Here is a 22,542-nt window from a genome sequence, read left to right on the forward strand (position 1 = left end):
TTCGGAACCCGCACCTCGCACATGGTGTGGCAGGACCTGGACCCGGCGAACTTCATCCTCGACTTCGCCGACCGGATCTACCACGTGGACTGCAAGGACGCCCGGGTGGCCACCCGCGACGGCCGGCGCGGCCGTCTGGCCTCCCACCTGGCGTGGGCCGACCCCCGGCGTGGCTGGGACTTCGTCCACCGGCCGGGGCGACGTGCCGTGGGAGGCGTGCTTCCGCGCGCTCAACCACATCGGCTACGACGGCCCGATCTCCATCGAGTGGGAGGATGCGGGCATGGACCGGGTGCACGGCGCGCCGGAATCCCTCGCCTACATCCGCTCGCTCAACGCCATCACCCCACCGGCCGCTGCTTTCGACGCCGCCTTCTCCTCCGAATGACCCATCACGCCGGGCGGCGGCCGCACAGTGGCCGCCGCCCACCGTCCCGGTGAACGATCGCGAGAGGAGACAGGAGAGAACCGGAGTATGGCTGATCGGAGCATGAGGATCGGTCGCGGTCCGCAGCATGCTGGGGGCGTTGGTGGTGCGGGCGGGCCTCGCCGACCCGCCCTGCTGGCCGGGGCCGTGCGCGACGCGCTACTGGAGAGTGGGTGGCGCGACGGACTGGCGCACCACGACGTGGGTGCCGAAGACGGCATGCTGCTCCGAGCCGCTGCTCGCCCGCCCCTCCTTCAACTCCAATGCCAGCCGCACGGCGCTGCGGCCCAGCTCCTCGTACGGCACGCGCACGGTCGTCAGCTGCGGCCGCAGGTCCGTCGCCAGCGGAATGTCGTCGTAGCCCACGATCGAGATGTCCTCGGGCACGCTCAGCCCCGCCTCGAAGACCGCGGCCATCGCCCCTCCCGCGACGATGTCCGTCTCGGCGAAGATCGCGGTGAACGGCGGCCCCGAGCTCAGCCACCGCCGCGTGTGCTCATAGCCGGACGCCCGGCTGAATTGCACTTTCGTCTCGATCAGCTCGGGGTCGACGGGCACTCCGTTGTCCTCCAGCGCCCGCCGGTACCCCGCCAGTCGGCCCGCGGTCGTGGTGAACCCCGGCGGCCCGCCGCCCAGGAAAAGGATCCGCCGATGCCCGCGGGACAGCAGGTGAGCTGTCGCGGCGTAGGCGCCGGCCTCATTGTCGTACTCCACGACCGTGACCGGCATGTCGGCGCCGATCGGCGGCCGGCCGCACAGGACCAGCCGCGACCCCGCCGCGTCCAGCGAGCGCGCGATCTCGGCCATGCGCGTGTGGTAGGCAGGCTCGTCGACGGCCCCGCCGATGAGGATCACCGCCGACGCCCGCTGCTCGCGCATGAGGTGGATGGCGGCCAGCTCCCGCTCGGGATCGCCCTCGGTCGTGCACACCAGGCACAGCCGCCCTCGGCGGGCCGCCTCGTGCTCGGCCCCGTGCACGGCGGCGGCGAAGGCGGGCCCGCGCACGTCGTTGACGATGAACGCCACCGTCTGGGTACTGCCTGCCACCAGCGCGCGGGCGTGGGTGTTGGCGACGTAGTTGAGCTCCTTGATGGCCCGTTGCACCCGCAGCTTGGTGGCCTGCGCCACAGGGTAGTCGCCGGCCATCACTCTGGACACCGTGGAGACGGACACGCCGGCCCGTGCCGCTACGTCCCGGATCGTGTTCTGGCGGTGCTCGTCTCTCCTGGCCATGATCCCGCAGTATAGACAACGTTTTCCAACAGCACTCTATTTGAGGCTGCCCAAGGTGACGCCGGAGCGCCAGTAGCGCTGCATGGACACCATCAAGGCCACCATGGGGATCAGCGAGACGATCGAGCCGACCACGACCAGCCCGGTCAGGTCCGTGGAGTTGTCCACCTTGATCTTGAGCCACGAGTAGAGGCCCAGCATGACCGTCCACTTGTCCTGGCTGCGCAGGTAGACCAGAGGGCCGAAGAAGGAGTTCCACGAGCCCACGAAGCCGAGCAGGAAGATCGTCGCCGCGCCCGTGGACATCAGCCGCGCCCCGATGACGAAGAAGATGCGGTACTCGCCGGCCCCGTCGATCCTGGCCGCCTCCAGCAACTCATGCGGGATGGCGCCCTCGGCGTAGACCTTCGCCAGGTATACCGAGAAGGCGCTGAAGAAGCTCGGCACGATGATCGCCCAGGGTGTGTCGATCATCCGCAGGTCCGTGTAGAGCAGGAAGGACGGGATGGTGAGCAGCGCGTGCGGCACCAGGAAGGAGCCGATGATGCAGCCCATCATCACGCCGCGGCCCCGGAAGCGGTACATCGCCAGGCCATAGCCGCAGGCGACGCAGATCAGCGTCATTCCCACGGTCCCGGCGAGGCTGTAGACCACGGTGTTCCACATCCACGTCAGGAAGATGCCGTCCTGGTAGGAGAACAGCTCCCTGAAGTTGTCCAGCAGCCGGAACTCGGCGAACCACAGCCCGTTGGTCGTGTAGAGGTCGCTCTGCCCCTTCGTCGCGGACACGATCAGCCACCACACGGGCGCCACGGAGTACACGGTGAAGGCGATCAGCCCGAACAGCACCGTCGCCTTCGTACGTTTGCTGTGCGGCGCCACCCGGGGTCTCGGCGCGGAGGCGGTGACGGTACGGCGGTCGAGCATCGTGGTCATGAGGTCGGCGCCTTGTTCGTGAACCGATAGAAGATCGCCGACGCCAGGCCGACGACGAGGGCCGGGATGATGGACAGGGCGGCGGCGTAGTTGAAGTCACCCTGCGCGAAGGCCCAGTCGTAAATGCCCATGATCGGCGTGAAGTCGCGAGTGACGGTCTCCGGCGCCATCGACCGGAAGAGCATCGGGTCGCTGAAGATCTGCAGCGTGCCGATGATGCTGAGCACAGTCGTCAGCACCAACGATCGCCGGATCAACGGCACCTTGATCGACCAGGCGATCCGCAGCTCCGAAGCCCCGTCCACGCGGGCGCCCTCGAAGATCTCCCGAGGCACGGCCTGCAACGCGGCGTACACGATGAGCATGTTGAACCCGATGCCGCCCCACGCCATCAGATTGCCGATCGACACCCAGATCAGCTCGCCGTTGTAGAAGTCGGCGTTCACCCCGAACAACGAGAAGAACGGCGTCAGCGGCCCGACGTCGGGGCTGTAAAGATAGATCCAGATGAGCGTCGCCACGATCCCCGGGATCATGTACGGGATCAGCAGCGCCAGCCGGAACCGCGCCGCCACCTTCCGGGTGGCGGCGTCGAGCAGCAGCGCCACGGCGACGCTCGCGACCTGGATGAGCGGGATGCTGATCGCCGCGAACAGCGCCACCCGCCCCATCCCCGTCCAGAATCGCTCGTCGCCCACGCCCTTCAGCAGGTTGGCGAGCCCCGAGAACTCGATGGTCTTCTCGCCGAACCCGAGCCCGGAGCTCTTGGTCGTGTACATGCTCTCGCGCAGCGCCAGGACGATCGGCACCGCCGTGAACAGCACGAACCCGAGGAAGAACGGGACGGTGAAGGAGGCTCCCTTGATCGCCGCGATCCGCCGCCAGGTCATGACGGCGGGCGAGGCCATGCTGTCAGCCCTGGACATTGATGTTCTTGGCCTTGAGGTCGTCGACCGTGAACTTCTGCATGTGCTCCAGCGCCTCGCGCACCGTGACCTTCTTGGTGACGATCTGCGCCCACTGGTCCTGGAGCTCGGTGAACACGCCGGTGTAGTTAGGACCGACCACCCAAGGGTCACGGGCGCTCTTGACCGCCTTGAGGATGACGTCCTTGGCCTCGCCGCGGCGCTCGCCGAACAACTTCGCCGGCACTGCGGAGTCGACCCAGGGGCTCGGGTCGGGGATGGCGCCCGGCCAGGCGTACTGCTTGGTGTCCTCCTGGTAGCTGGCGTCGACGGCTTCCTTGCTCGTCGTCATCCAGACGGCCGCTTCGACCGCCTCCTTCACGTTCTGGCAGCCCTTCGGTACCAGGATGGCGCTGCCGTGCGCGTTCGTCACGAACGCGGGGGCGTCGGCGAACTGCGGAAGGTCGATGGGCTGCCAGTCGCCCAGCGACTTCTTGTAGTTGAGCTCGTAGTTGCCGAGCTGCCAGGTGGAGGTGGGCAGGGACACCATCTTGCCGGAGTCGAAGTAGGCGATGAGGGCCGGCCGGTCCTGGTAGGTCTGGTTCGCCACCAGCTCGTTGTCCACCAGCTGCTGGATGACCTCAGCGGCCTTGAGCGACTCGGGCGAAAGGAAGTCCACCTTCCACGTGTTGCCCTCGACCTTGTACCAGGTGCCGCCGGCCTGCTGGGTCAGGTTGACCAGCGTGGAGGGGTCCTCGCCGGCGAGGTTCATCACGTAGACGCCGTGCTTCTTCAGCTCCTTGCCCGCCGCGATCAGCTCGTCCCAGGTCTTGGGCGGCGCGATGCCGTACTTGTCATAGGCGGCCCGGTTGATGATCATGAATGACGGGTTGAACCCCGAAGGGACGCCGTAGTAGCGGCCGCCGGCCTGCGCGCCGGCGTAGGCCGGCTCGTTGTACAGGCCCTTCTTGGTGTACGGCTCGAACTCCTCCGTGACGTCCTCCAGCAGCCCTTCACCGGCCAGTCCTGGCACCTCGCCGAAGTTCTTGACCAGGCAGGGCACGTCCTGCTTCGCGGCCACGGCATTGCGCAGGTTCGCCGCGGTGCCTGGAAGGTCGGCCTGCTTGACCGCCTTGAGCTCGGTGTGGTCGTGGGTGGCGTTGAACTTCTCGACGATCGGGTCGAGGAACTTGTGCTCGTCCCAGGACCACCAGGTGATGGTGACCGGTCCCTTGCTCTGGAGTGCGGCGGGTTGCTCGCCGCCGCAGCCGGCCAGGGTGACGGACGTCGCGATGATGGTCACAGCTGCGGCTTTCAGCTGCTCACGGGTCATGAGGACACCTCTCCGTAAGGGGGGAACGCGTCGCGCGAGCCGGCGGGAACGGGGAGTAGGCGGATAGAAAACGGTCTCTACGGAAGTTAGAACCTGGCGGTACTCCGATGCAAGATGTCACTCGCATAAATCTGATGTTTCGGGGACGTTGCCGGTCTCATGCAGGCAGGCCGATTTAGACAACGTTTCCTACTTCCCAGGCGGTTCACACCAGCGAAGTCAAGCAGTGAGAAGGGGTATGACAGGGGTGGTCGTCCGATTAGATGTTCATCTAGTGATCTAGATTTGGATCTTGTTGTGGCGTAGCCAGCGTTCCAGTAATGGCTGGTGCGGGCCCGGGTCTGATGGGTTCGGCGTAGGTGGGACCAGGCCAGGGCGTAGTCGAGGGTACGGGTGGCGGCGCTGGTCAGACGTGCCAGGAGACGGCGGATCTCGGCTGGGGTGAGGGCGGCCAGGCCGCACGTGCTTTTGGGGCTTGGGCGGCGGTGACGGCGAGATAGGCGTGCGCGAGCATGGCCAGGGTGATGTGGCGGCGCCAGCCGTCGTAGCGGCGGACCTGGCACTGGTCCAGGCCGACTTCGTTCTTGGCGGACTGGAAGCACTCCTTGATGGCCCAGCGGGAGCCGGCGATGCGAACGAGCTGATCCAGCCGAGTTCCTGCAGATCCGAAGCACAGGTAGAGGGCCAGTTCGCGCTCGCCTTGGTCGTCGAGTGTGAGATTACGGCGGACCAGGAGCCAGCGTATCTGGTCGGGCTCCTGCGCCGGTGGAGCGTAAGAACGGCTGGCAGTTGGCTGAGGCGGCTGGGGATTCCTCGGCGGATCGCATGCGTGCGCCTTCGAGTCGAACTATGCGTCGTACTTGATGTCGCCGTAGAGTTCGACCTCGGAGAGGTCGCCGTACCAACTGGTGGCGTTGTATATCCGCAGGTACCGGTAGTGATCTTCGCCCGAGGTGGGCTGGTCGCTCCAGCCGTTTGCGACGGCCCCGGTGAGTGGCTTGGTGAGGTCGGTCCAGGTCTGGCCGTCGTTCGACCCCTGCACGACGGTGCCGTTGGCCCGCTGGGGGTGGCTGGCCCGCGGCAGGATCAGGACCTCGTCGGGCCGCACGGTCGCGTGAGCGCCGAAGTCGATGTCGTAGTACGCGCCTGGTCCGGTGTTCAGGTCGCCGTACGTGTCAGGGTCGCGGTCGAAGAGCAGGTAGCCGACCTCGTCGGCGCCCAGTCCGTTGCCCGGCCACTGTTTGTCGGAGGCGGTGACGGTGGCCAGCTTGGCCACGTCGATGAAGTGCGCGGGGTCGCCCGCGATGTAGAGCTTCGATCCGTCGGTGGTGCCGTAGGCGGTCGGCCCGAGCTTGCCGTTGGCGTCGAGGTAGTCGACCGCGACCTGGATGCCGCCGGGGGCCACGTCGTCGAGTTTGACTGAGGCGGCCCAATTGACGCCGTCGTCGGAGTTCGCCTTCGCCGTCACACCTTGGACGGTGACGGTGACCTGTGTGATCGGCTTCTTCGCGGTGACCGAGACGTCGACGGTGTCGCCAACCATGATCTTGCCTGCGATGGCCTGGTCGGAGGCGATCGAGGTCGCCTTGACGAAGTTGCCGATCTCGTGCCGGTCGCCGTAGATGTGGAACTCGGTCATTTCGAACAGGCTGCGGACGATGCCGTAGAGCACGTCCGGCAGGGGTTGGAGCATCTGAACCTTGATGTAGCGGAATTGTTTGTCGCGCAGAGCGGGGGCGACGTCGAGGGTGTTGAAGTCTTGGGTGAACCGGGTGACGCCCGGGGTCAGCCGGGTCCAGTTCCTGCCGTCGTTCGAGCCGTAGACGGTGGAGTTCGCGAGCCGGTCGGCGAAGATGTTGCTCTGGAATCCGAAGCGGGTCGCCGAGACTCGGAAGTCGAGCCCGAAGTCGAAGGTGTGGGAGAGGCTGACCGCCTGGGCGTACCCGGTTCCCGACTGGTTGTCGCCGTCGACGAGGTTGCCGATGTTGGCCCCGGCCGTGGAGGTGATCACGAGCGAGGGATAGTCGAGGCTGCCGTCCACGGCCGTGTGCGGGGAGACGAGGGAGAGTCCGTCGACCGCCGTCACGAGGTGGGTCAGCGCGGCGAGGTACTCGTCGTCCGTACCCTTCTTGCCCATGGCCTGGGCAGTGGTGAGCGCCTGGTCGAAGGCGGCCTCGGCGTCGGAGACGTACTCGGCGTCCGTGTCGTGGCCCTGCTGGGCGAGCGCGAGCGCGCCCGAGCGGTTGTGGGCGGCGGCGAGGACGACGGGATGGCTCGCCAGGGTGGTGCCGTCGGAGACCGTCACGGTGATGACGGTCGAGCCGGCTGCGGCGGGCGTCCAGGTCAGCCGCCCGGTGGAGGCGTCGAGGGTCGCCCCGGCGGGCAGTCCCCGCGCCGTGTAGGCGAGCTTGTCGGCACCGGCGTAGTGCGCGGAGAGGTCGGCCGTGGCGGTCGCGCCCTTCCAGCTCACGATGCGGGCGGTCGAGGTGTTGTCGAAGGTGGGCGGTGTCAGTTCGGCGGCGGCATTCGTGTTGATGTGATCGACGTCGATGGTCGCCCCGTCGCCGGTGGCCTGGATGAACAGCATGTCCCCGATGGAGCGCGGGTACATGACGTACCGCCATTCGCCGCCGGTGTCCGGCACAAGGATCGTGCGGTCGTCGTGGCGGTCGATGCGCAGCCGGACCTCGCCGTCGGTGCGGACCCGGAAGGCAAGGAGCTGCTTGCTGCTCGAGCCGCTGAGGTAGGCGATCTCGGAGCCGGGGCGCGCGGTCGACATCCGCACGTATGCGGTGCCGGCGTCGGTTCCGTGCTCGACGTCGCCGGAGAGCCGGGTGTACTTGTTCTCGACTTCGAGGATCGTCGGGCTGTCCTGCAGCGGCGGCACGGTTTGCCCGGCCGCCGAGGCGGGCGCGAAGAGCCACGAGTCGCCGCCGCCGTCCACGTTGTCCCACGCGTTGCTGAGGCCGCCGCCGTAGTAGAACAGGGGGCCGTTGCGCTTGGCGTACGCCTCGGCGAAGTACGGCGCGAGCTTTCTGACGTCCTTGCCGCGGGTGAACGCGTAATAGTAGTAGATGTCCCAGAAGCTCGCGGTGTTATAGCGCCCGCGGTAGCTGTTCGAGATGTGGTTGTAGGTGTCGCGGATGGTGCCATCAGGCGAGATGGCGTACGCCATCGGGGTCCACGGGGTGTCGTAGCCGAGCATGAACCGCCAGAAGTAGTCGGCGGCGGCGAGGATCCGGTCGCCGAGGAACTCATAGGGACCCACTGCGTCTGGGGCGTCGGAGACGGTGCCGTCGACGGGGTCGACCTTCGTCTGCTGCGCCAGCAGCATGCGGGAGATGATCGCGGCGTTGGTGAGGTCGCCGCCGCCGTGGGCCTGGTCGCGTCCCATCTCGGCGTGCTGGACGTGCGGGTCGTCGATCGGCTCGCCGGTGGCGTCGTTGGTGTCGACCCATCGGAACAGCCGCGAGATCGAGCCGTTGAAGCCCTGGTCCTTCGCGGTGGCGTTGACCGTGAACCATTCGACCGACCGCTTGTAGAGGGCGGTGTCGTTCATGAAGATGGAGCCGGCCATCGCACCCATGAGCGGGTAGTTGTGCTGGTTCATGAAGTGGTTGTTGTCGTTCTGGAAGGTCTCGATGACCGGGACTACGAGGTTGTCGGTGAACGACTGCGTGTCCGCGTCGGTCCAGGGGTACGCCTCGTCGGCGCACGAGGTGTAGCGCAGCAGCTCTGCGGCGGAGACCATGCGGTTGAGGGGGATGCCGGTGTGGATGTGCGAGTCGGTGAAGTACTCGTACTTGTCGGGGTCCATCTGCTCCCAGATGCGGATGATGTCGAGGGCGTTCTTGCGGTAGACCTCCTCGCCGGTGAGTACGTAGAGGATCGCCTGCGTGTAGGACTTGAGGCCGTCGGCGATGAAGCGGCCGTTGAAGCCCTGGCTGTTGAACGCGTCGGAGGCGGGTTTGGTCGGGTCGGCGCTGCTGCGGTTGGACGAGGTCACCCCGGTCCCAGCCGCGGACGACCGCTGCATCGCCTTTAACGACGAGGTCCAGGGTTCGGCGCCCGCGGCGATCTGCCGGCGGGCGTTCTCCAGGATCGGCTGGGTCAGGCCGACGCCTGGGTGGACGAACCCCTGCTCGCTGACGGTGGGCTGGAATGTCGGGGCGCATGTGCCGAGATCCTGCGCGGCGACCGGCCGGGCTGCCGTGGACAGGAGTCCGGTGACGAGCAGGAGCGCTGCGGGGAACGCGCCGAGTCGACGGATGTGGGCGCCTGCGGCGGCTGGAGTCGGATTCGCGAAGAGTCTGCTTCGACGCAGAACATCGAACATGGCACGGTCCTCCATTCAGGCGGCTACACAGGAAAGCGCTTGCCCGCCTAGGTGTCGAGGATGCCGGGAGCGACCGAACCGGTCAAGAGTTCACAGCAACCGTTTTCTAATCACTCGGTTCCGCATCATCGATGTAGAACGCCCGCTCCGATAGGGTGCTCTGCGGATATCCATCACAGTTCGAGAACGGGATCTGGTGTCATCAAGCCCGTGTCACTACAGTCCGCAGATAACGTTCTCTGCCTCACTTCACTGAGCCCGACGATGGATATCGGACCCAGGCTGCGACGTCGGCGCCGAGTTCGGCAGAGGGCAGTCCAGGAGCCTGCAGCGCCCAAGCCGCGGCCGGGTCGCCCGCCGGTCGGAAGGGTGTGGCCGGGTTCGAATACGCCCTTACCGGCGATCCCAGGATTCACGGCAGGGTCCGTCTGGGCACGAACGGTCGCGGCCAGCTATGGCGACCTCCATGGGCAGGGTCGGCGCCGTCCACGCGGGTCGCGCCCGGGTGGACGGCGTGATCAGCCGAGCGTGAAGAGGAACGCGTTGCCGGGCCGATCCGTGAAGCCGGGGGCGGCCAGGCCGATCTCGGCCAAGGCCGCGCCGGTCAGCCGTAGTTCGCCGGCCTTGGCCCAGTCCGGCCAGTGCTGCTCGGGGCCGGAGATCTCGCCGTGGATCGCGCGGACGACGTACTCGGCACTCATGTTCAGCCCGGGCAGCCGCATGGGTGCGGGCCGCTGTGCGACCGAGGTCTCCAGCTGGACGTAGGCGAACAGGGCCCGGCGCCGGTCGGGTGCGACCACGCCGTGCAGCCACGCGGCCGGGTCGGGATGGTCCACCCGCACGACGTCCCCCGAGTGCAGCAGCGGGCGCAGCTCCTTGTAGAGGGCGATCCACTCCGCCAGCGCGGCCCGGTCGGCGGCCGTCCAGGCAGTGATGTCCGACTCGATCCCGGCGTGGCCGAACAGCGCCGTGGCGCAGCGGAACCCGACGCTCGTGGTCCGGCCGCTGAGGTGGGCGCGGGCGGAGCCGACGTGCGTCCCGATCAGCTCGTACGGGACCAGCAGGCTGGTCCACGCAGCTCGTCGAGGAGGCGGTAGACAGCCGACGTCTGCGCGTGTGTGCCCGGCCGCCCGTCGTGCACGGGTTCGGCCAGATCCCTGTTGTGGTCCCATTTGATGTAGTCGATCCCGTACTCGGCGACCAGGGAGCTGATCCGGTCGAGCAGGTACGCGTACGTCTCCGGCCTGGCCACGTCGAGGACGTGCTGATTGCGGTGCGGCCGCGGCAGCCGGCGCGGGTCGGCGAGCAGCCAGCCGGGATGCTCGCGGATCAGATCCGAGTGCGGATTGGCCATTTCCGGCTCGAACCAGAGACGCTGCACGCCGGCCTGGCCGACGAGATCAGCGCCCGCTTCCGGCGGCTGTGTGAGCAGTCCGGTTTCGCGGAGAACCTCGACGCGCGCACCGGCGAGGGCCTGCGCGACCGCGCCTACACCTGGACGGCCAGCGCCCACCCCATCCTCGCCGCCGCCCACGAGCAGCGCGGGCAGCGGCTTTGACACGGCCCCGGCGAGGTCCTGGTCGGTTGCGCCCTCCTGTTGTCTTCGCCAATCCCCGGCCGGCCGAATTCAGCGCCGGACGCCCATGCGGTGCCGCCAGGCGAGGGCGATCCAGGCCGCGAGGGCGACGAGCGCCACGAGGACGATGATGCCGATCTTGAGGAGAGTCCCCATCGCACCTTGGTCGTCCATCACGGTCGCCGGCGCGGCGGCCTTGTTCCGCGCGGGCGCCGTCGCCTGGCCCGTCGCCTGGCCCGTTGCGGGGGCGGTCGCCGCCACGGGGGAGGCGGCGACAACGCCCGCCTTCACCTTCACCGTCGCTTTCGCCTTGGAGGGCTCGGTCGCGGTCACGGTGACCCGCCACTCGCCGCTCGGCAGCGGCTCGGCGGAGTGGTAGAGGTTCTGGCCCTCGGGCGCCGACCTGAGCGGCACCGGCCCGAAGGAACGGCCGTCTGCCGAGGTCGCCTTCAGCGTGGCCTCGACGATCTCCGTTACGGGATGGCCGTCCTTCTTGTACGTGACCAGCACGTTGATGTTGTCGGCGCCGTCTCCCGTCACCTCCAGCTTGATCGGCCCGCCGTGGGCGGAGGCCGCCGGTGCGCCGAGCACCAGCATGAGCCCGGCCAGCAGGACGGTGAGGACGTATGCCGGTGCCTTGTTCACGAGTCGTGACTCCCCTCGGGTTCGGTGTCGGGGGTGAGCGCCCCTTCGCCGGGTGATGTCGGAAGGAACACGTGCTGGTGGCCGTAGCCCGCGTCGATGTTCACGGCGTCGAGAGCGGTGGCTCCGATCGACCAGGTGAAGAGCGCGTCGGCGCGTTGCCGTACGGCCAGATCCATGGCGGCGGCGCGGGCCGGTCCGGTCAAAACCCGCGCGGCCGCGTAGGTGTCGACGGTCGTGGCGAGCTGCCGTACGGCGGAGGCGAGACTCGACCGCGCCACGTTGGTGGCGGTCTCACCGGACGGCGGGTCGGCGAAGCCTTGGACGGCCGCGGCGGCCGCCTGCTGCCAGGCCTCGACGTCGGCGGCGGTCACCGCGACGGGCCCCGCTGTGCCGTCGGACGGCATGGCCCGGCTCAGCCCGTCGAGCACGGAGAGGAGCCGGGCCCGCGTGCCGCGGGCCAGCTCCGTCAGTGTCTTGATCTGCGTTTTGTCGCGGAGGGCGGACTCGGCACGGAGACGGTCGGCCGTCTGCTCGATCGAGTCCGGCCGGGTCAGCGCGAACACCACACCGCCGGCCACGATCGCGCCGAGCGCGAACGCGACCGCGAGGGCGAGCACGCGGGCCCACGTCGCACCCTGTGCGGGGGCCGGTTGCCTGGGTCGGTTGATGGTCGCCACCTCCTGAGGACGGATGTCGATGGCGCTCACGCCTCCTGAGGCGCGCCTTTGCTGTGGAGCATGATCAGCTTCTCGATGCGCCTGCGGCGCCAGGCGGCGACCAGCCGGATGGCGAAGGGCGCGAGGATGAGGAGGACGAGGAGGGCGAGCTGCGGCCACGGCAGGGCCCAGACCGTGGTGTCGATCGCCATCCGCTGGGCGGTGACGCCCGGGATCGGCTTGCCCGCGGGCGAGGGGATCACCGTGACCGTCGTGCCGATGGGACCCAGCGGCCAGGCGCCGGGCACCCGTGCGACGAATGTGCGGCTGCCGCCCGGCATGAGCTCCCTGGCCTTGGCCGCGGACGGGTCACTCCAGTTGTTCTCGCCCACGAACGTGGACGTCAGGACCCGGTTGTCCGCGACCAGCCGGACGTTGCCGACGTTGGCCACGGTGTAGGTCACCTCGACGGATCCGGCGGCGAAGGGATTCCACGATCCCGTGTACTCGGCTTGCACGTCGGTTACTGCCACCTTGGCCACATAGTCGCCGGTGACGCGGATGTTCAGGCGGACGCCCACCCGGTTCTGGACCCGTACCTGACCGGAGACGGTCTCCAGGGACGCGGTCACACCTGCGGGATGATCGCCCGGTGTAGCGTTCTGGGGGATCGACACCGTCACCGGCACGACGGAGGTGGCCCCGGCGGCGATGGTCACCTTCTCGGGAACCGCTATCCAGGAGCCGCCGTCGGTCGGTTTCGCGTCCGAGGGCCGCATGTCGAAGTAGCCCTTGGAGGTCAGGTAGCCGTCGTTGGCGTCGATCGCGAAGTCGACCGGCTGGGTGGAGCGGTTGATGACCGCCACATGCTCGACCACCTGCTGCCCGCCGGCAAGTTCGAGGTCGATGACGCTGCGGCCGTCAGGACCGTCGGCGTTGGCCGGAACGACCGACCAGGTGGTGTCGGCGTCGGACGGGGTCGCGAACGCGACCGTGGTGACCAGGACGGCGACCAGCAGGGCAACGCCGACGGCGGGTAAGACGGCGAGGTGGGCGAGGGCGCCTCGCGAACGGCTTGTGGTCAACAGAGGTGTCTCCAGTCTCATCGTGGTCGTCCGGGACCTGTGCCAGGCCGGCACAGGTCCCGAATGCCCACAGCGGGCGATGGCGTCCTGCCTCCGGTTCAGGACTGGTTGAAGAGGGAGAGCGTCAGAGTCGAGTGGTACTCGCCGGCGGCGACGTCGGCGGGAGTGCGCAGCGCGAGGTCGGCGTTGACCTGCCAGGTGCCGATCTCGTCGGCGGAGTTCGCCGTCGACACCAGCAGCTCCTGCCCCTGCAGGCCGACGGTGGGCGCTCCTGAGCCGTCTGAGATGACGCTGGAGACGGGCTCACCGGCCTCCACCGCACCGGAGGAGGAGCCGCTCAGCAGGCGCGGCCGCCAGCCCAGGTACTGCGGGCCGATGGGCGGCGCCGAACCGCTCGTCGCGGTGAACTCGCTGGCTTGGCCGACGACCGCCCAGAAGTCACCGGCGGGGATCTCCTCGGGCCGGCGGCTGTCGGTCACGGTGACCGTCGGCAGGGTGCCGACGAACTGGCGGGCGGCGGCGTTGGAGCCGTCCTCCTGCAGGGCCACTCCGCCGTTGTCGGCGACGGTCATGGACACCTCACCGGGAGTGGTCTTCGGCTCGATCGTCACCGACACGTCGATGCCGTTGTCGGGGTCGTCGTCCGCCACCGCGGGACCGCCCACGCCGACGCCGGCGGCGGCGAGCGCGACACCGAGCATCGCCGCGGCGAGTATCTGTGTAGTCCGGTTCATTTTCATGTGTTCGCTCCATTGAGGGGGTGGGGCCGGTCGGCTGCTCGGCCGGCCGGCCCCGGTTCTGCTATCGGCGCTCAGCGGCAGCTGAGCGCCGGGTAGGCGGCGTCGTACGACGAGGTGACCTGCCCGCCGCCGATCGTCGCGGTCCCCTTCACGGTCACCGTGCCCGCGTCGATCTGCCCGGCCCGGCTGTTGAAGGACTGGTACGCCTGCTTGCCCGGGGCCACGTCGGCCACGGTCTTCGAACCGAACGGGGTGGTCAGCGTCACCGTCGCCGGCACGTCCGAGCCGTTGACGGCCGTGACCGCCACGTACGCCGAGGTGCCTATGCAGCGGGAGGAGGCGGAGACCGTCAGCTTGACCTGCGGCGCGGACGCCGAGATCGTCAGCGTCAGCGTCTTGGCCTCTTCGACGTTGCCCGCCTTGTCGGCCGAGCGGTACTTCAGCCCGTGCTGCCCGTCGCCGGTCACGGTGACCGGTCCGGTGTAGGCGGTCCAGTCACCGCCGTCGAGCTGGTACTCGGTCTTGTCGACCCCGCTGCCGCCGTCCTCGTCGGTGGCCTTCAGCGTGACCGACACGGGACCGGTGAAGGTGCCGCCCGCCGGCTGCTCCGGATCGGTCGTCGCCGTCGTCACGGGCGCGGTCTTGTCCCCGCCCGAGCCTGCCTTGGTCAGGTGGAAGTAGTCGAACGTGACCGTCTTCGACGCCGACTGGCTGGTGCCGATGGTGTACACGCCGACCTTCGCGCCGGTGGCCACCGCGGTGTTCTCCACCGTCGCGGAGAGATCCGTCCAGCTCTGGCCGTCGGAGGAGTAGGAGCCGGTGTAGGTGGTGCCCGCCTTCTTCAGCCGCAGCCACCACACGCCGCCGGTGAGGTTGTTCACCTGCGGCTGCGGGTTCTGCACGGTGCCGCCGACCTCGCTGCGCAGTTCGATGCCCCGAGCCACCGTCGAGCCTGCCGCGTTGGTGGTGAGGAAGTCGAGCTTCACGTAGTCGTCGTCGCCGGTGTACACCATCAGGCCGCCCTGCTGGTACTGCTCGTTGAGCGCTGAGGCGTCCAGCTTGGTCTCCAGCGTCCAGTCGCCGCTCGGCGCCGTCTGCAGGATGAAGTTCTTCGGGCCGCTGTTGCCGGTCCCGTAGATGTCACCGGTCGTGGTGTCGAGCGCCAGCTTGCCGTTGGCGACGCGCGCCGCCGTGGCGTCGGGGCGCACGACCGCGTTCCAGCGGCAGGAGTCGAGCGCGGTGCCGTCGAACTCGTCGTCCGGGGCCGGCGCCGTCGCCTTGTCGTCCGGCGTGATGTGGAACCAGTCGAAGGACGCGTCCACCACCGGGTGGTTGGCCCCGGCCAGCGAGATCAGGCCGATCTTGGGGTTGGCGATCCCGGCGAGCGGCTTGGTCTGCGGCATCGCGGTGAATGTGGTGCCGTCCGAGGAGTAGTGGGCGGTGATGTTGGTGCCGTCGCTGACGAACCGCACGTACACCGTGTCGGGGTAGGAGTCCCCGAGGTTGGCCGAGTTGCTCTGCGACACCTCGTTGGGGCTGCCGTTCTCCTCCCGGATGAACTGGAAGATACGGCTGGCGTGGTCGGAACCCGAGGTCGACCGCGCCTCGAGCACCATCTTGGCGTAGTTGTCGTCGTCGCCGTAGATGAGCAGGCCCGCCTGCTGGTACGCGTCACGCGCGTCCAGCGTGAGCTTGGCGGTGGCGGTCCACGCGCCCGACGGCGCCGGCTGCACGACGATGTTCGGCGTGTTGCCGCCCGTGCTGTAGATGTCGGTGGTCGAGGTCGGGATCACGAGCTTGCCGTCCGCGACCTTGAGGTCCTGGTTCTCCCGGATGACCGACCAGCGGTTGCGGTCGAGCTGGCTGCCCAGGAAGTCGTCGGAACGGCCGGTGAAGCAGACCGTGGCCGCCGCGTCCACCTTGACCGGAACTCGGGCGGTGGCCGACGCGCCCTTGTCGTCGGTCACGGTCACCGTGGCCGTGTAGCTGCCCGGCGCGGTGTAGGTGTAGCTCGCCTCGGCCGTGGTGGGCTCCGGCGCGCCGGTCACCCCGAAGTTCCACTTGTAGGTGATCGGGTCGCCTTCGGGGTCGGTGGCCGTCGCCTTGAAGGCGACCTTCAGCGGGGCGACGCCCGTCGCCGGGGTCGCCGTCGCGGTCACGGCCGGATGCTGGTTGTCCGTGGCGCCCTTGCCGACGAAGTCGACCCAGTTGAAGTTGGCCAGGTATGCATTGTCGGCCGCGCTCGCCGGCTTGCGCACGACGAAGTACAGCGGTCCGCTCTCGGTCGGTGGGCTGGTCAGGTCGAGTGTGACGTCGGTGAACGTCTGCCAGCCACCGGTGGGCGGCACGTCGACCGAGCCGACCAGAGCGCCGGTCTCGGGGTTGCCCGCCCGGACCTGCACGGTTGCGCCGGTTCCGCCCGAGGAGGCCCGGAGCCGGATCGCGGTGACGTTCGACAGGTTCACCGGGTCGAACGACCACCAGTCGCCGTCCTGGACGAACGCGATGTGCTGGTTGCCGCCCTGGGGGTCGGTCGTGCTCTCCGCCTGGACGCCTGCGGCGTCGGTGCCCTTGCCGTCGGCCACCCGGCCGGTCTGCGCGAAGTGCTCGGCCTGCTTGCGCTTGGGCTCCAGGATGATCTGGCCCCGCCCGGTCAGCGGTCCGGCGCCATTGGCGCCCCCGTCGGTGTAGCTGGCCTCGATGGCGTAGAAGAGGTTGTCGTACTCGCCGTGGCCCGCCTGCTGGGTCTGCAGGGTGCCCTCACAGCCCTTGAGCTGGTCGAGCGGGTGGCCGTGGCTGTCGTGGCCGAGGATCGCCTGGATGTTGACCTTGTCGCAGTCGATCGTGCCGTCCTCGGCGTCGGTGACGGTGACCTTGAACTTCACCTGGTCGCCGAACTCGAAGAAGGCGCCGTTCGGCGGAACGTCCACCTTGACGGTGGGACGGGTGTTGCCCGCGCTGATCGACACGCTGGCGGTGGCGGTCTTGCCGTCGGGGGTCTTGACGGTCAGGACCACGCTGTAATCGCCCCCCTTCTCGTAGGTGAAGGTGGGGTTGGGGTCGGTGGAGTCGGTGTCCCCGTCACCGTCGAGGTCCCAGGCGTAGGTGAGCGTCTTGCCCTCCGGGTCCCGGCTGCCCTCGCTGGAGAACTTGACCGTCAGTGGCAGGGGGCCGTCGGTCTTGTCCGCCGTGGCACGGGCGATCGGCGGACGGGTGCCCTTGGTGTACTCGATGCGGTAGACGCCGGAGTCGGCGTTGTCGCCGCCGAAGCCGGAGCCCCACTCGATCATGTACAGCGCGCCGTCGGGGCCGAACTTCATGTCCATCGGCTTCTTGAACGACAGGGAGCCGAGGATCGGGTTCATCTCGACGACCTTGCCGCCGTTCTCGTCGAGCTGGAACGACCACACCTTGTCGTTGTTCCACTCGCCGAAGATGGCCTTGCCGTCCCAGTACGCCGGCCACTTCACGTCCGACTGCAGGTTCGGATCCGAGCGGTAGACCGGGCCGCCCATCGGCGCGCCACCGCTCAGCTCCGGGAAGTTCTGCGGGTCGGCCGCGTAGTGGTACCAGATCGTCGCCGGGATCACCGGCGGCAGGCTGGTCAGGCCGTCGTTGTTCGGCGAGTCGTTGACCGGCGCGGCACAGTTGAACGGCGACCCCGACTGCTTGGTGGCGAAGTCGTAGTCGACGTACGGGGTGTTGTTGCCGATGCAGTACGGCCAGCCGAAATTGCCCGGCTTGGACACGAGGTTCCACTCGACCGTGTTCTGCGGACCCCGGGTGGAGCTCGCCGCGTTGGCGTCGGGGCCGTACTCGCCGAGCATGATGTTGCCCGTCTTGGGGTCGAGACCTATCCGGAACGGGTTGCGGAAGCCCATGCCGTAGATCTCCGGCTTGGTCTTCGCCGTGCCCGGCGCGAACAGGTTGCCGGACGGGATGGTGTAGGTGCCGTCGGCCTCGGGGTGGATCCGCAGCAGCTTGCCGCTCAGGCTGTTGGTGTTGCCCGCGGTGCGCTGGGAGTCCCAGTTGGCGCGGCCGGACTGCTCGTCGAGCGGAGCGTAGCCGTCGGAGGCGAACGGGTTGGTGTTGTCACCCGTGCCCAGCCAGAGATTTCCGGTCTTGGGGTCCATCACCATGCCGCCGCCGTGGTGGCAGCATTCCGCGCGCTGCACCGGGACGTCGAGGATCTTCTTCTCGCTCGTCAGGTCCACGGTGTCACCGGTGACGGTGAACCTGCTCAGCCGGTCGACGTTCGTCCCGGTGGGCGAGTAGTAGAGATAGACCCAGTGGTTGGAGTCGAAGCCGGGGTCGAGCGTCAGCCCGAGCAGGCCGCTCTCGTTGGCGGTGAAGACGTTCAGCTTCGCCGCCGTCACCGTGCCGCCGGCCGGTTTGATGATCTTGACCTCGCCGAGCCGGTCGATGTAGAAGACCCGGCCGTCCTTGGCGATGTCCAGCATCATCGGGTTCGACGTGTTGTCGTCGAGCGTGACCTTCTCGAAGCTGCTGCTCTGCGAGGCCGAGCAGTCGGCCTTGACGGCGCCGGCGGCGGTCTGGATGCCGCCGAGCAGCAGCTTCAGGAAGTTGGGCTCGCTGTAGTTCTCCTTGAGGTGGCCGAGCCCGGTGTACCACGAACGGCCGCCGTCGAAGTCCTGACACCACGTGTTCGGGTGGTCGGCGCCCATCGTGGCGCCGGTGTAGGACTTCTCGTCCATCGACGTCAGCACGTGGACCGTGCCACGCGGGTTCGCCTGGTAGTCGTACCATTCGTCGGTACGGGTCCAGGTCGTCGGGAGATCCTTGGTCGCCGGGTGCGCCGGGTCCTCGACCTTGACCGTGGCCTGCTGGATCGCCGGGTGCTGCTTGAAGTACGCCCCGACCAGCTTGCCGTACCAGGCCCAGTTGTAGCCGCTGTCGGCGGCGGCGTGGACGCCCACGAAGCCGCCGCCGCCCTGGATGTAGCGCTGGAAGGCGTCCTTCTGCTCCTGGGTGCCCAGCGGGTCACCGGTCGTGGACATGAAGACCACGGCCTGGTACTGCGCCAGGTTCTGGTCTGTGAACAGGGCGCTGTCCTCGGTCGTGTCGACCGCGAAGTTGTTGTCCTGGCCGAGCTTCTGCACGGCCGCGATGCCCTCGGGGATCGAGTCGTGCCGGAATCCGGTCGTCTTCGAGAAGACGAGCACCTTGAAGGCGGGCTCCGCCGCCGTGGCGGCCTCGGCGCTCACGGGCGCCGCAAGGAGCGTGAGGAAAGGGGCGACGAGGGCTAAAGCCATCGTGGTAGCGGTTCGACGTCTCGGGCGTCGTCCGCCTTCTGGCAGGACCGCGTTGAGCAGCCCCGCCGCCCGCGCCCATGTTCGAGGACGTGGTGACATGGAAAACCCTTCCTGACTGGGGGGACGTCAGGCAAGGCGCGCGCCGCCGCGCTGTTGCCACTTGGTGGTAGCGGATAGTGCGGGTTGCTGGAGGGTGCCGTCTCCAGGTCTGTGGGGCCGTCAGTAAGGTGCCGGCCTGCGGAGTGAATCCAAGATCGTCGTCGGATCGTCGATGATGTGGTTGACCACCATGCTCGCGGCGCCCCGGGAGGCGGCGCCGAAGCCGAGCGTGGAGGCGACGAATCGGCACTCGGCGGCGGGAGCGGCCACTACGAGCCGTCGCAGCTGATCTTGTGCGTGCGGCAGCAGCCACTGGGCCAGTGAGGCGAAGTAGCCGCCGATGACGATCACCCGCGGGTTGAACAGGTTGGCCAGGATCGAGCCGCCGAGCCCGAGCCACTCGCCGACCTGCGCTACCGCCGTCATCATCCGCCGGTCGCCCGAGGCCAGGCCCCTGGCGATGTCGGCCACCCGTTCGCCGGGATCGGGCACCGGCATGCCGGGCAACCCGTAGGCCTGTCCGGGCATGGCCGCGCGTACGAGCGCGGCCAGGCCGACCTTGGTCTCCCAGCAGCCGATGCGGCCACAGCCGCATTGGTCGCCGTTAGGGTCGACCCGCAGATGTCCGACCTCGCCGGAGAATCCGTCCGCTCCGCGCAGAAGTTCGCCGCCTGAGATGATGCCGCCGCCCACGCCGACCTCTCCGGTGAGATAGACCAGGTGGGGCGTGCCGGCGGCGACGCCGGAGGTGTATTCGGCCAGGGCGGCGAGGTTCGCGTCGTTGTCCACCCGCACCGGCACGCTCCGCGGGCCGAGTATGGAGCTCAGCTGCTCGGCCAGGGGCAGGTCGCGCCAGTGGAGGTTCGGCGCGAGTGTCACGACGCCGCGTGTAACGTCCACGAGTCCGGGGACGGCCACCGCGATGCCGGTCGGGACCGCTCCGGCCCGCCGCATCGCCTCCACGGCCTCCTTGGCCACGAGCCCGAGCCGGCGCACGGCGCTGTCCGGGCCACTGCCCATCGCGTCGTGGACCACCCGGCGCTCGACCAGGCTCCGGCCGCTCAGGTCGGTGCCGTGGACGGCGATGTAGTCGACGTTGATCTCCATGCCCAAGGCGCCGACGTGCGCGCCGTGCAGCGCCACCGCCCGTCTGGGACGCCCGATCGCGCCCACGTGCTCGACACCGACCTCCCGCACCAGCCGCCGTTCCAGGAGTTCGGCCATGAGATTGGAGACGGTGGCCCGGTGCAGCCCGGTCGCCTGCGCGATCTCGGCACGAGACAGGGATGTGTGGTCGCGCAGCTCGCGCAGCACCAGCGAGAGGTTTGCCCGGCGCAGCGTGGCGGGACCCGTCGGCGCGGCGCCGCCAGGGGAGCGGGAGCGGGACGGTCTGTACGCCACCCGCACCACCTGCCCCTTTGTTTGTCTCCGAGATCAATTATCAGGGTTGTAACACGGCGATGTCGGATCACGCACCCCTCAAGTCCGTAACGAGTTGGCATCGCTCGCTTCCGTGCACTTCCGCCACGTTTCTCGCTCCAGTTATCGGAACGTTATGCAAGTTGCGAACGATTTAATACTTGTGCCCGCAGGAAGTCGTGCTTTTAATTCGGCTTGCCATCTGAACTAATCGAGGAGGAGCGTGGACCACAGCCGGGCCGACGGCCGCGCGACCGACTTGATGAGTCGCGGCGGGTCCGCGGGAGTTCCCGCGGATCAGGCCACCGTTCGCCGTTCCAACCTCGCCCTCGTGCTGCGTCACGTCAGCGCGTGCGGCCCGTGCACCCGATCGGCCGTCGCCGCCGCGACCGGGCTGAACAAGGCGACCGTCACCAGTCTGGTGAGCGAGCTGCAGGCGCGCGGACTGGTCAAGGAGATGGGGCCGCAGCACGCCGGCTCCGTCGGCCGCCCGGGTGTCGCCCTCGCCCTGGATGGCTCCCGGGTCGGCGCCCTCGGCATGGAGGTCAACGTCGACTACATCGCCGCGATCGCCACCGACCTGGCCGGCAGGGTGATCATCGACCGGCGCATCGGTTTCGACGCCATGGGCTCCAGCCCGGAACGCTCGCTGGACGAGCTGGCCCGCATGGCCGAGAGGACCGTCGCCGACCTCGACCGGCTCGGGATCACGCCGGCCGGAATCATCGTGGCTGTCCCCGGCCTGATCGACGCCACCACCGGCACCGTCGTCGTCGCCCCGAACCTCGGCTGGCGCGGGGTGGCGGTGGCGGAGCGGCTTTCCCACGCGAACATCGCCGCGGACATCCCCGTCGCGGTGGACAACGACGCCAACCTCGCCGCCCTGGCCGAGTACACCTCGGGCGTCGCGGCGGGCACCTCCGACCTGGTCTACCTCACAGGCGAGGTGGGCATCGGCGGCGGCGTCATCGCCGGCGGCCGGCTGCTGGGCGGAGCGGACGGATTCGCGGGGGAGGTCGGCCACGTCGTGATCGATCCCTCCGGCGAGTCGTGTCGCTGCGGCCGGGTCGGCTGCTGGGAGACCAAAGTCGGGCTGGCCGCGCTGGTGCGCATGGCCACACCGGACTGCGCGTACGGCAAGGGCCCGCAACTCGTCCGTGACCCGGAGGAGCGGCTGGCCGAGATCGAGCACCGACGGGCCGAAGGAGATCCCCGCGTCGACGCCGCCGCCGCGGAGGTGGGCCGGTGGCTCGGAATCGGGGCGGCCATGCTGGTCAACCTCTTCAACCCACGGGTGATCGTGCTTGGCGGATACTTCGCGCGACTCGCCGACCTGATGATCCCCGCAGCGCAACAGACGCTGGCACGCCTGGGCATGAGCGATGCCGTCGAGCGCTGCCGGTTCGTCGCCTCCGGCCTCGGCTTCGGCGCTGCCTCACGCGGAGCGGCCGGAGTAGTCGTGGAACGAGCACTGTCCGACCCCACAAGCATCTCGAGCCGAACGCCTCCAACCATCGGGGTTATCGAGGGAACCCCGATGGCTTGATCACCACAGTCAGCCTCACCCGCGTGCCGGCACGCGGTCCCGATCTACCGCCCGCTCCCTGAACCTTCCGTCCGCCTGGCCGTCCTGTTCCGCACCGCCTCGGCACACCCCGTCCATCTCGCGTGCCGCGGCCATGGGGCATGCGGCCGGGCGGGCGGAAACCCCTGTGCCCTTTTCCCTGTGCCCCTTCCCACCCAGAACGTCCCGCCCGCCTGATCGGTCACCCGAAGCCGCACCGGCACCGTTGACGCCGACCTCGGTGCCGTCGCGGCGGTGCCAACCGGCGCCGTCAGGCGGGCGGGGCCATCAGGCGGGCACGGCCACACCGTAACC

General features: G+C 68.7%; 15 protein-coding genes and 2 pseudogenes. 3 read left to right on the forward strand and 14 right to left on the reverse strand.

Translation table 11 applies throughout. The annotated features are described in order from the left end of the window. Nucleotides 1-15 precede the first annotated feature (15 nt). Nucleotides 16-388: pseudogene (locus ACQPWU_RS17335) on the forward strand (sugar phosphate isomerase/epimerase family protein); the annotation flags it as partial. Nucleotides 389-586: 198 nt separating this feature from the next. Here the strand turns inward: ACQPWU_RS17335 and ACQPWU_RS17340 are convergent. From ACQPWU_RS17340 to ACQPWU_RS17375, 8 genes and pseudogenes are all read right to left on the reverse strand, one after another. Beyond that, complete coding sequence (locus tag ACQPWU_RS17340) at nucleotides 587-1,660, reverse strand: LacI family DNA-binding transcriptional regulator (protein WP_433441194.1); 1,074 nt, start codon at nucleotides 1,658-1,660, stop codon at nucleotides 587-589. A 36-nt stretch (nucleotides 1,661-1,696) separates the two neighbouring features. Then, entirely contained in the window at nucleotides 1,697-2,596 is a 900-nt protein-coding gene (locus ACQPWU_RS17345) for a carbohydrate ABC transporter permease (RefSeq protein ID WP_433441196.1), read from the reverse strand. Then, nucleotides 2,593-3,522 (reverse strand): carbohydrate ABC transporter permease, encoded by a 930-nt coding sequence (locus tag ACQPWU_RS17350; protein ID WP_433441198.1) that lies wholly within the window; start codon nucleotides 3,520-3,522, stop codon nucleotides 2,593-2,595. The genes ACQPWU_RS17345 and ACQPWU_RS17350 overlap by 4 nt, the downstream gene beginning before the upstream one ends. Then, complete coding sequence (locus ACQPWU_RS17355) at nucleotides 3,509-4,834, reverse strand: ABC transporter substrate-binding protein (protein WP_433441200.1); 1,326 nt, start codon at nucleotides 4,832-4,834, stop codon at nucleotides 3,509-3,511. Before ACQPWU_RS17355 ends, ACQPWU_RS17350 begins: the two co-directional genes overlap by 14 nt. A gap of 406 nt (nucleotides 4,835-5,240) precedes the next feature. Next, nucleotides 5,241-5,498, reverse strand: a pseudogene (locus ACQPWU_RS17360) (IS701 family transposase); the annotation flags it as partial. A gap of 183 nt (nucleotides 5,499-5,681) precedes the next feature. Then, entirely contained in the window at nucleotides 5,682-9,170 is a 3,489-nt protein-coding gene (locus ACQPWU_RS17365) for a putative Ig domain-containing protein (RefSeq protein WP_433441202.1), read from the reverse strand. Nucleotides 9,171-9,688: 518 nt separating this feature from the next. Continuing rightward, on the reverse strand, nucleotides 9,689-10,234 hold the full coding sequence (locus ACQPWU_RS17370; protein WP_433445226.1) for an alpha-galactosidase: 546 nt from the start codon (nucleotides 10,232-10,234) through the stop codon (nucleotides 9,689-9,691). Continuing rightward, entirely contained in the window at nucleotides 10,213-10,524 is a 312-nt protein-coding gene (locus tag ACQPWU_RS17375) for an alpha-galactosidase (RefSeq protein ID WP_433441204.1), read from the reverse strand. Before ACQPWU_RS17375 ends, ACQPWU_RS17370 begins: the two co-directional genes overlap by 22 nt. Between ACQPWU_RS17375 and ACQPWU_RS17380 the strand changes: the two genes are divergently transcribed. Next, nucleotides 10,510-10,728, forward strand: coding sequence for a hypothetical protein (locus ACQPWU_RS17380; RefSeq protein WP_433441206.1), 219 nt, complete (start codon nucleotides 10,510-10,512; stop codon nucleotides 10,726-10,728). The genes ACQPWU_RS17375 and ACQPWU_RS17380 overlap by 15 nt on opposite strands. 69 nt (nucleotides 10,729-10,797) lie before the next feature. Here ACQPWU_RS17380 and ACQPWU_RS17385 read toward each other — a convergent pair whose 3' ends face one another. The 6 genes from ACQPWU_RS17385 to ACQPWU_RS17410 form a co-directional block, all read right to left on the reverse strand. Continuing rightward, nucleotides 10,798-11,391 (reverse strand): hypothetical protein, encoded by a 594-nt coding sequence (locus tag ACQPWU_RS17385; RefSeq protein ID WP_433441208.1) that lies wholly within the window; start codon nucleotides 11,389-11,391, stop codon nucleotides 10,798-10,800. Continuing rightward, nucleotides 11,388-12,098, reverse strand: coding sequence for a hypothetical protein (locus ACQPWU_RS17390; protein ID WP_433441210.1), 711 nt, complete (start codon nucleotides 12,096-12,098; stop codon nucleotides 11,388-11,390). Before ACQPWU_RS17390 ends, ACQPWU_RS17385 begins: the two co-directional genes overlap by 4 nt. Further along, nucleotides 12,095-13,132, reverse strand: a complete 1,038-nt coding sequence (locus ACQPWU_RS17395) for a COG1470 family protein (protein WP_433441212.1) — start codon at nucleotides 13,130-13,132, stop codon at nucleotides 12,095-12,097. Before ACQPWU_RS17395 ends, ACQPWU_RS17390 begins: the two co-directional genes overlap by 4 nt. A 98-nt stretch (nucleotides 13,133-13,230) precedes the next feature. After that, nucleotides 13,231-13,872 (reverse strand): hypothetical protein, encoded by a 642-nt coding sequence (locus ACQPWU_RS17400; RefSeq protein WP_433441214.1) that lies wholly within the window; start codon nucleotides 13,870-13,872, stop codon nucleotides 13,231-13,233. A 71-nt stretch (nucleotides 13,873-13,943) separates the two neighbouring features. Then, the gene (locus ACQPWU_RS17405) at nucleotides 13,944-19,145 is read right to left on the reverse strand and encodes a ThuA domain-containing protein (protein ID WP_433441216.1); all 5,202 of its coding nucleotides are present in this window, start codon (nucleotides 19,143-19,145) and stop codon (nucleotides 13,944-13,946) included. 219 nt (nucleotides 19,146-19,364) lie between these two features. Further along, a complete protein-coding gene (locus ACQPWU_RS17410) occupies nucleotides 19,365-20,645 on the reverse strand; it encodes an ROK family protein (RefSeq protein WP_433441218.1) in 1,281 nt (426 codons plus the stop codon). Nucleotides 20,646-20,994: 349 nt separating this feature from the next. Between ACQPWU_RS17410 and ACQPWU_RS17415 the strand changes: the two genes are divergently transcribed. After that, nucleotides 20,995-22,209, forward strand: a complete 1,215-nt coding sequence (locus tag ACQPWU_RS17415; RefSeq protein ID WP_433441220.1) for an ROK family protein — start codon at nucleotides 20,995-20,997, stop codon at nucleotides 22,207-22,209. The last annotated feature ends 333 nt before the right edge of the window (nucleotides 22,210-22,542 follow it).

Origin of the sequence: Nonomuraea sp. CA-141351 (assembly GCF_050944675.1) — a bacterium.
Lineage (GTDB): Bacteria > Actinomycetota > Actinomycetes > Streptosporangiales > Streptosporangiaceae > Nonomuraea.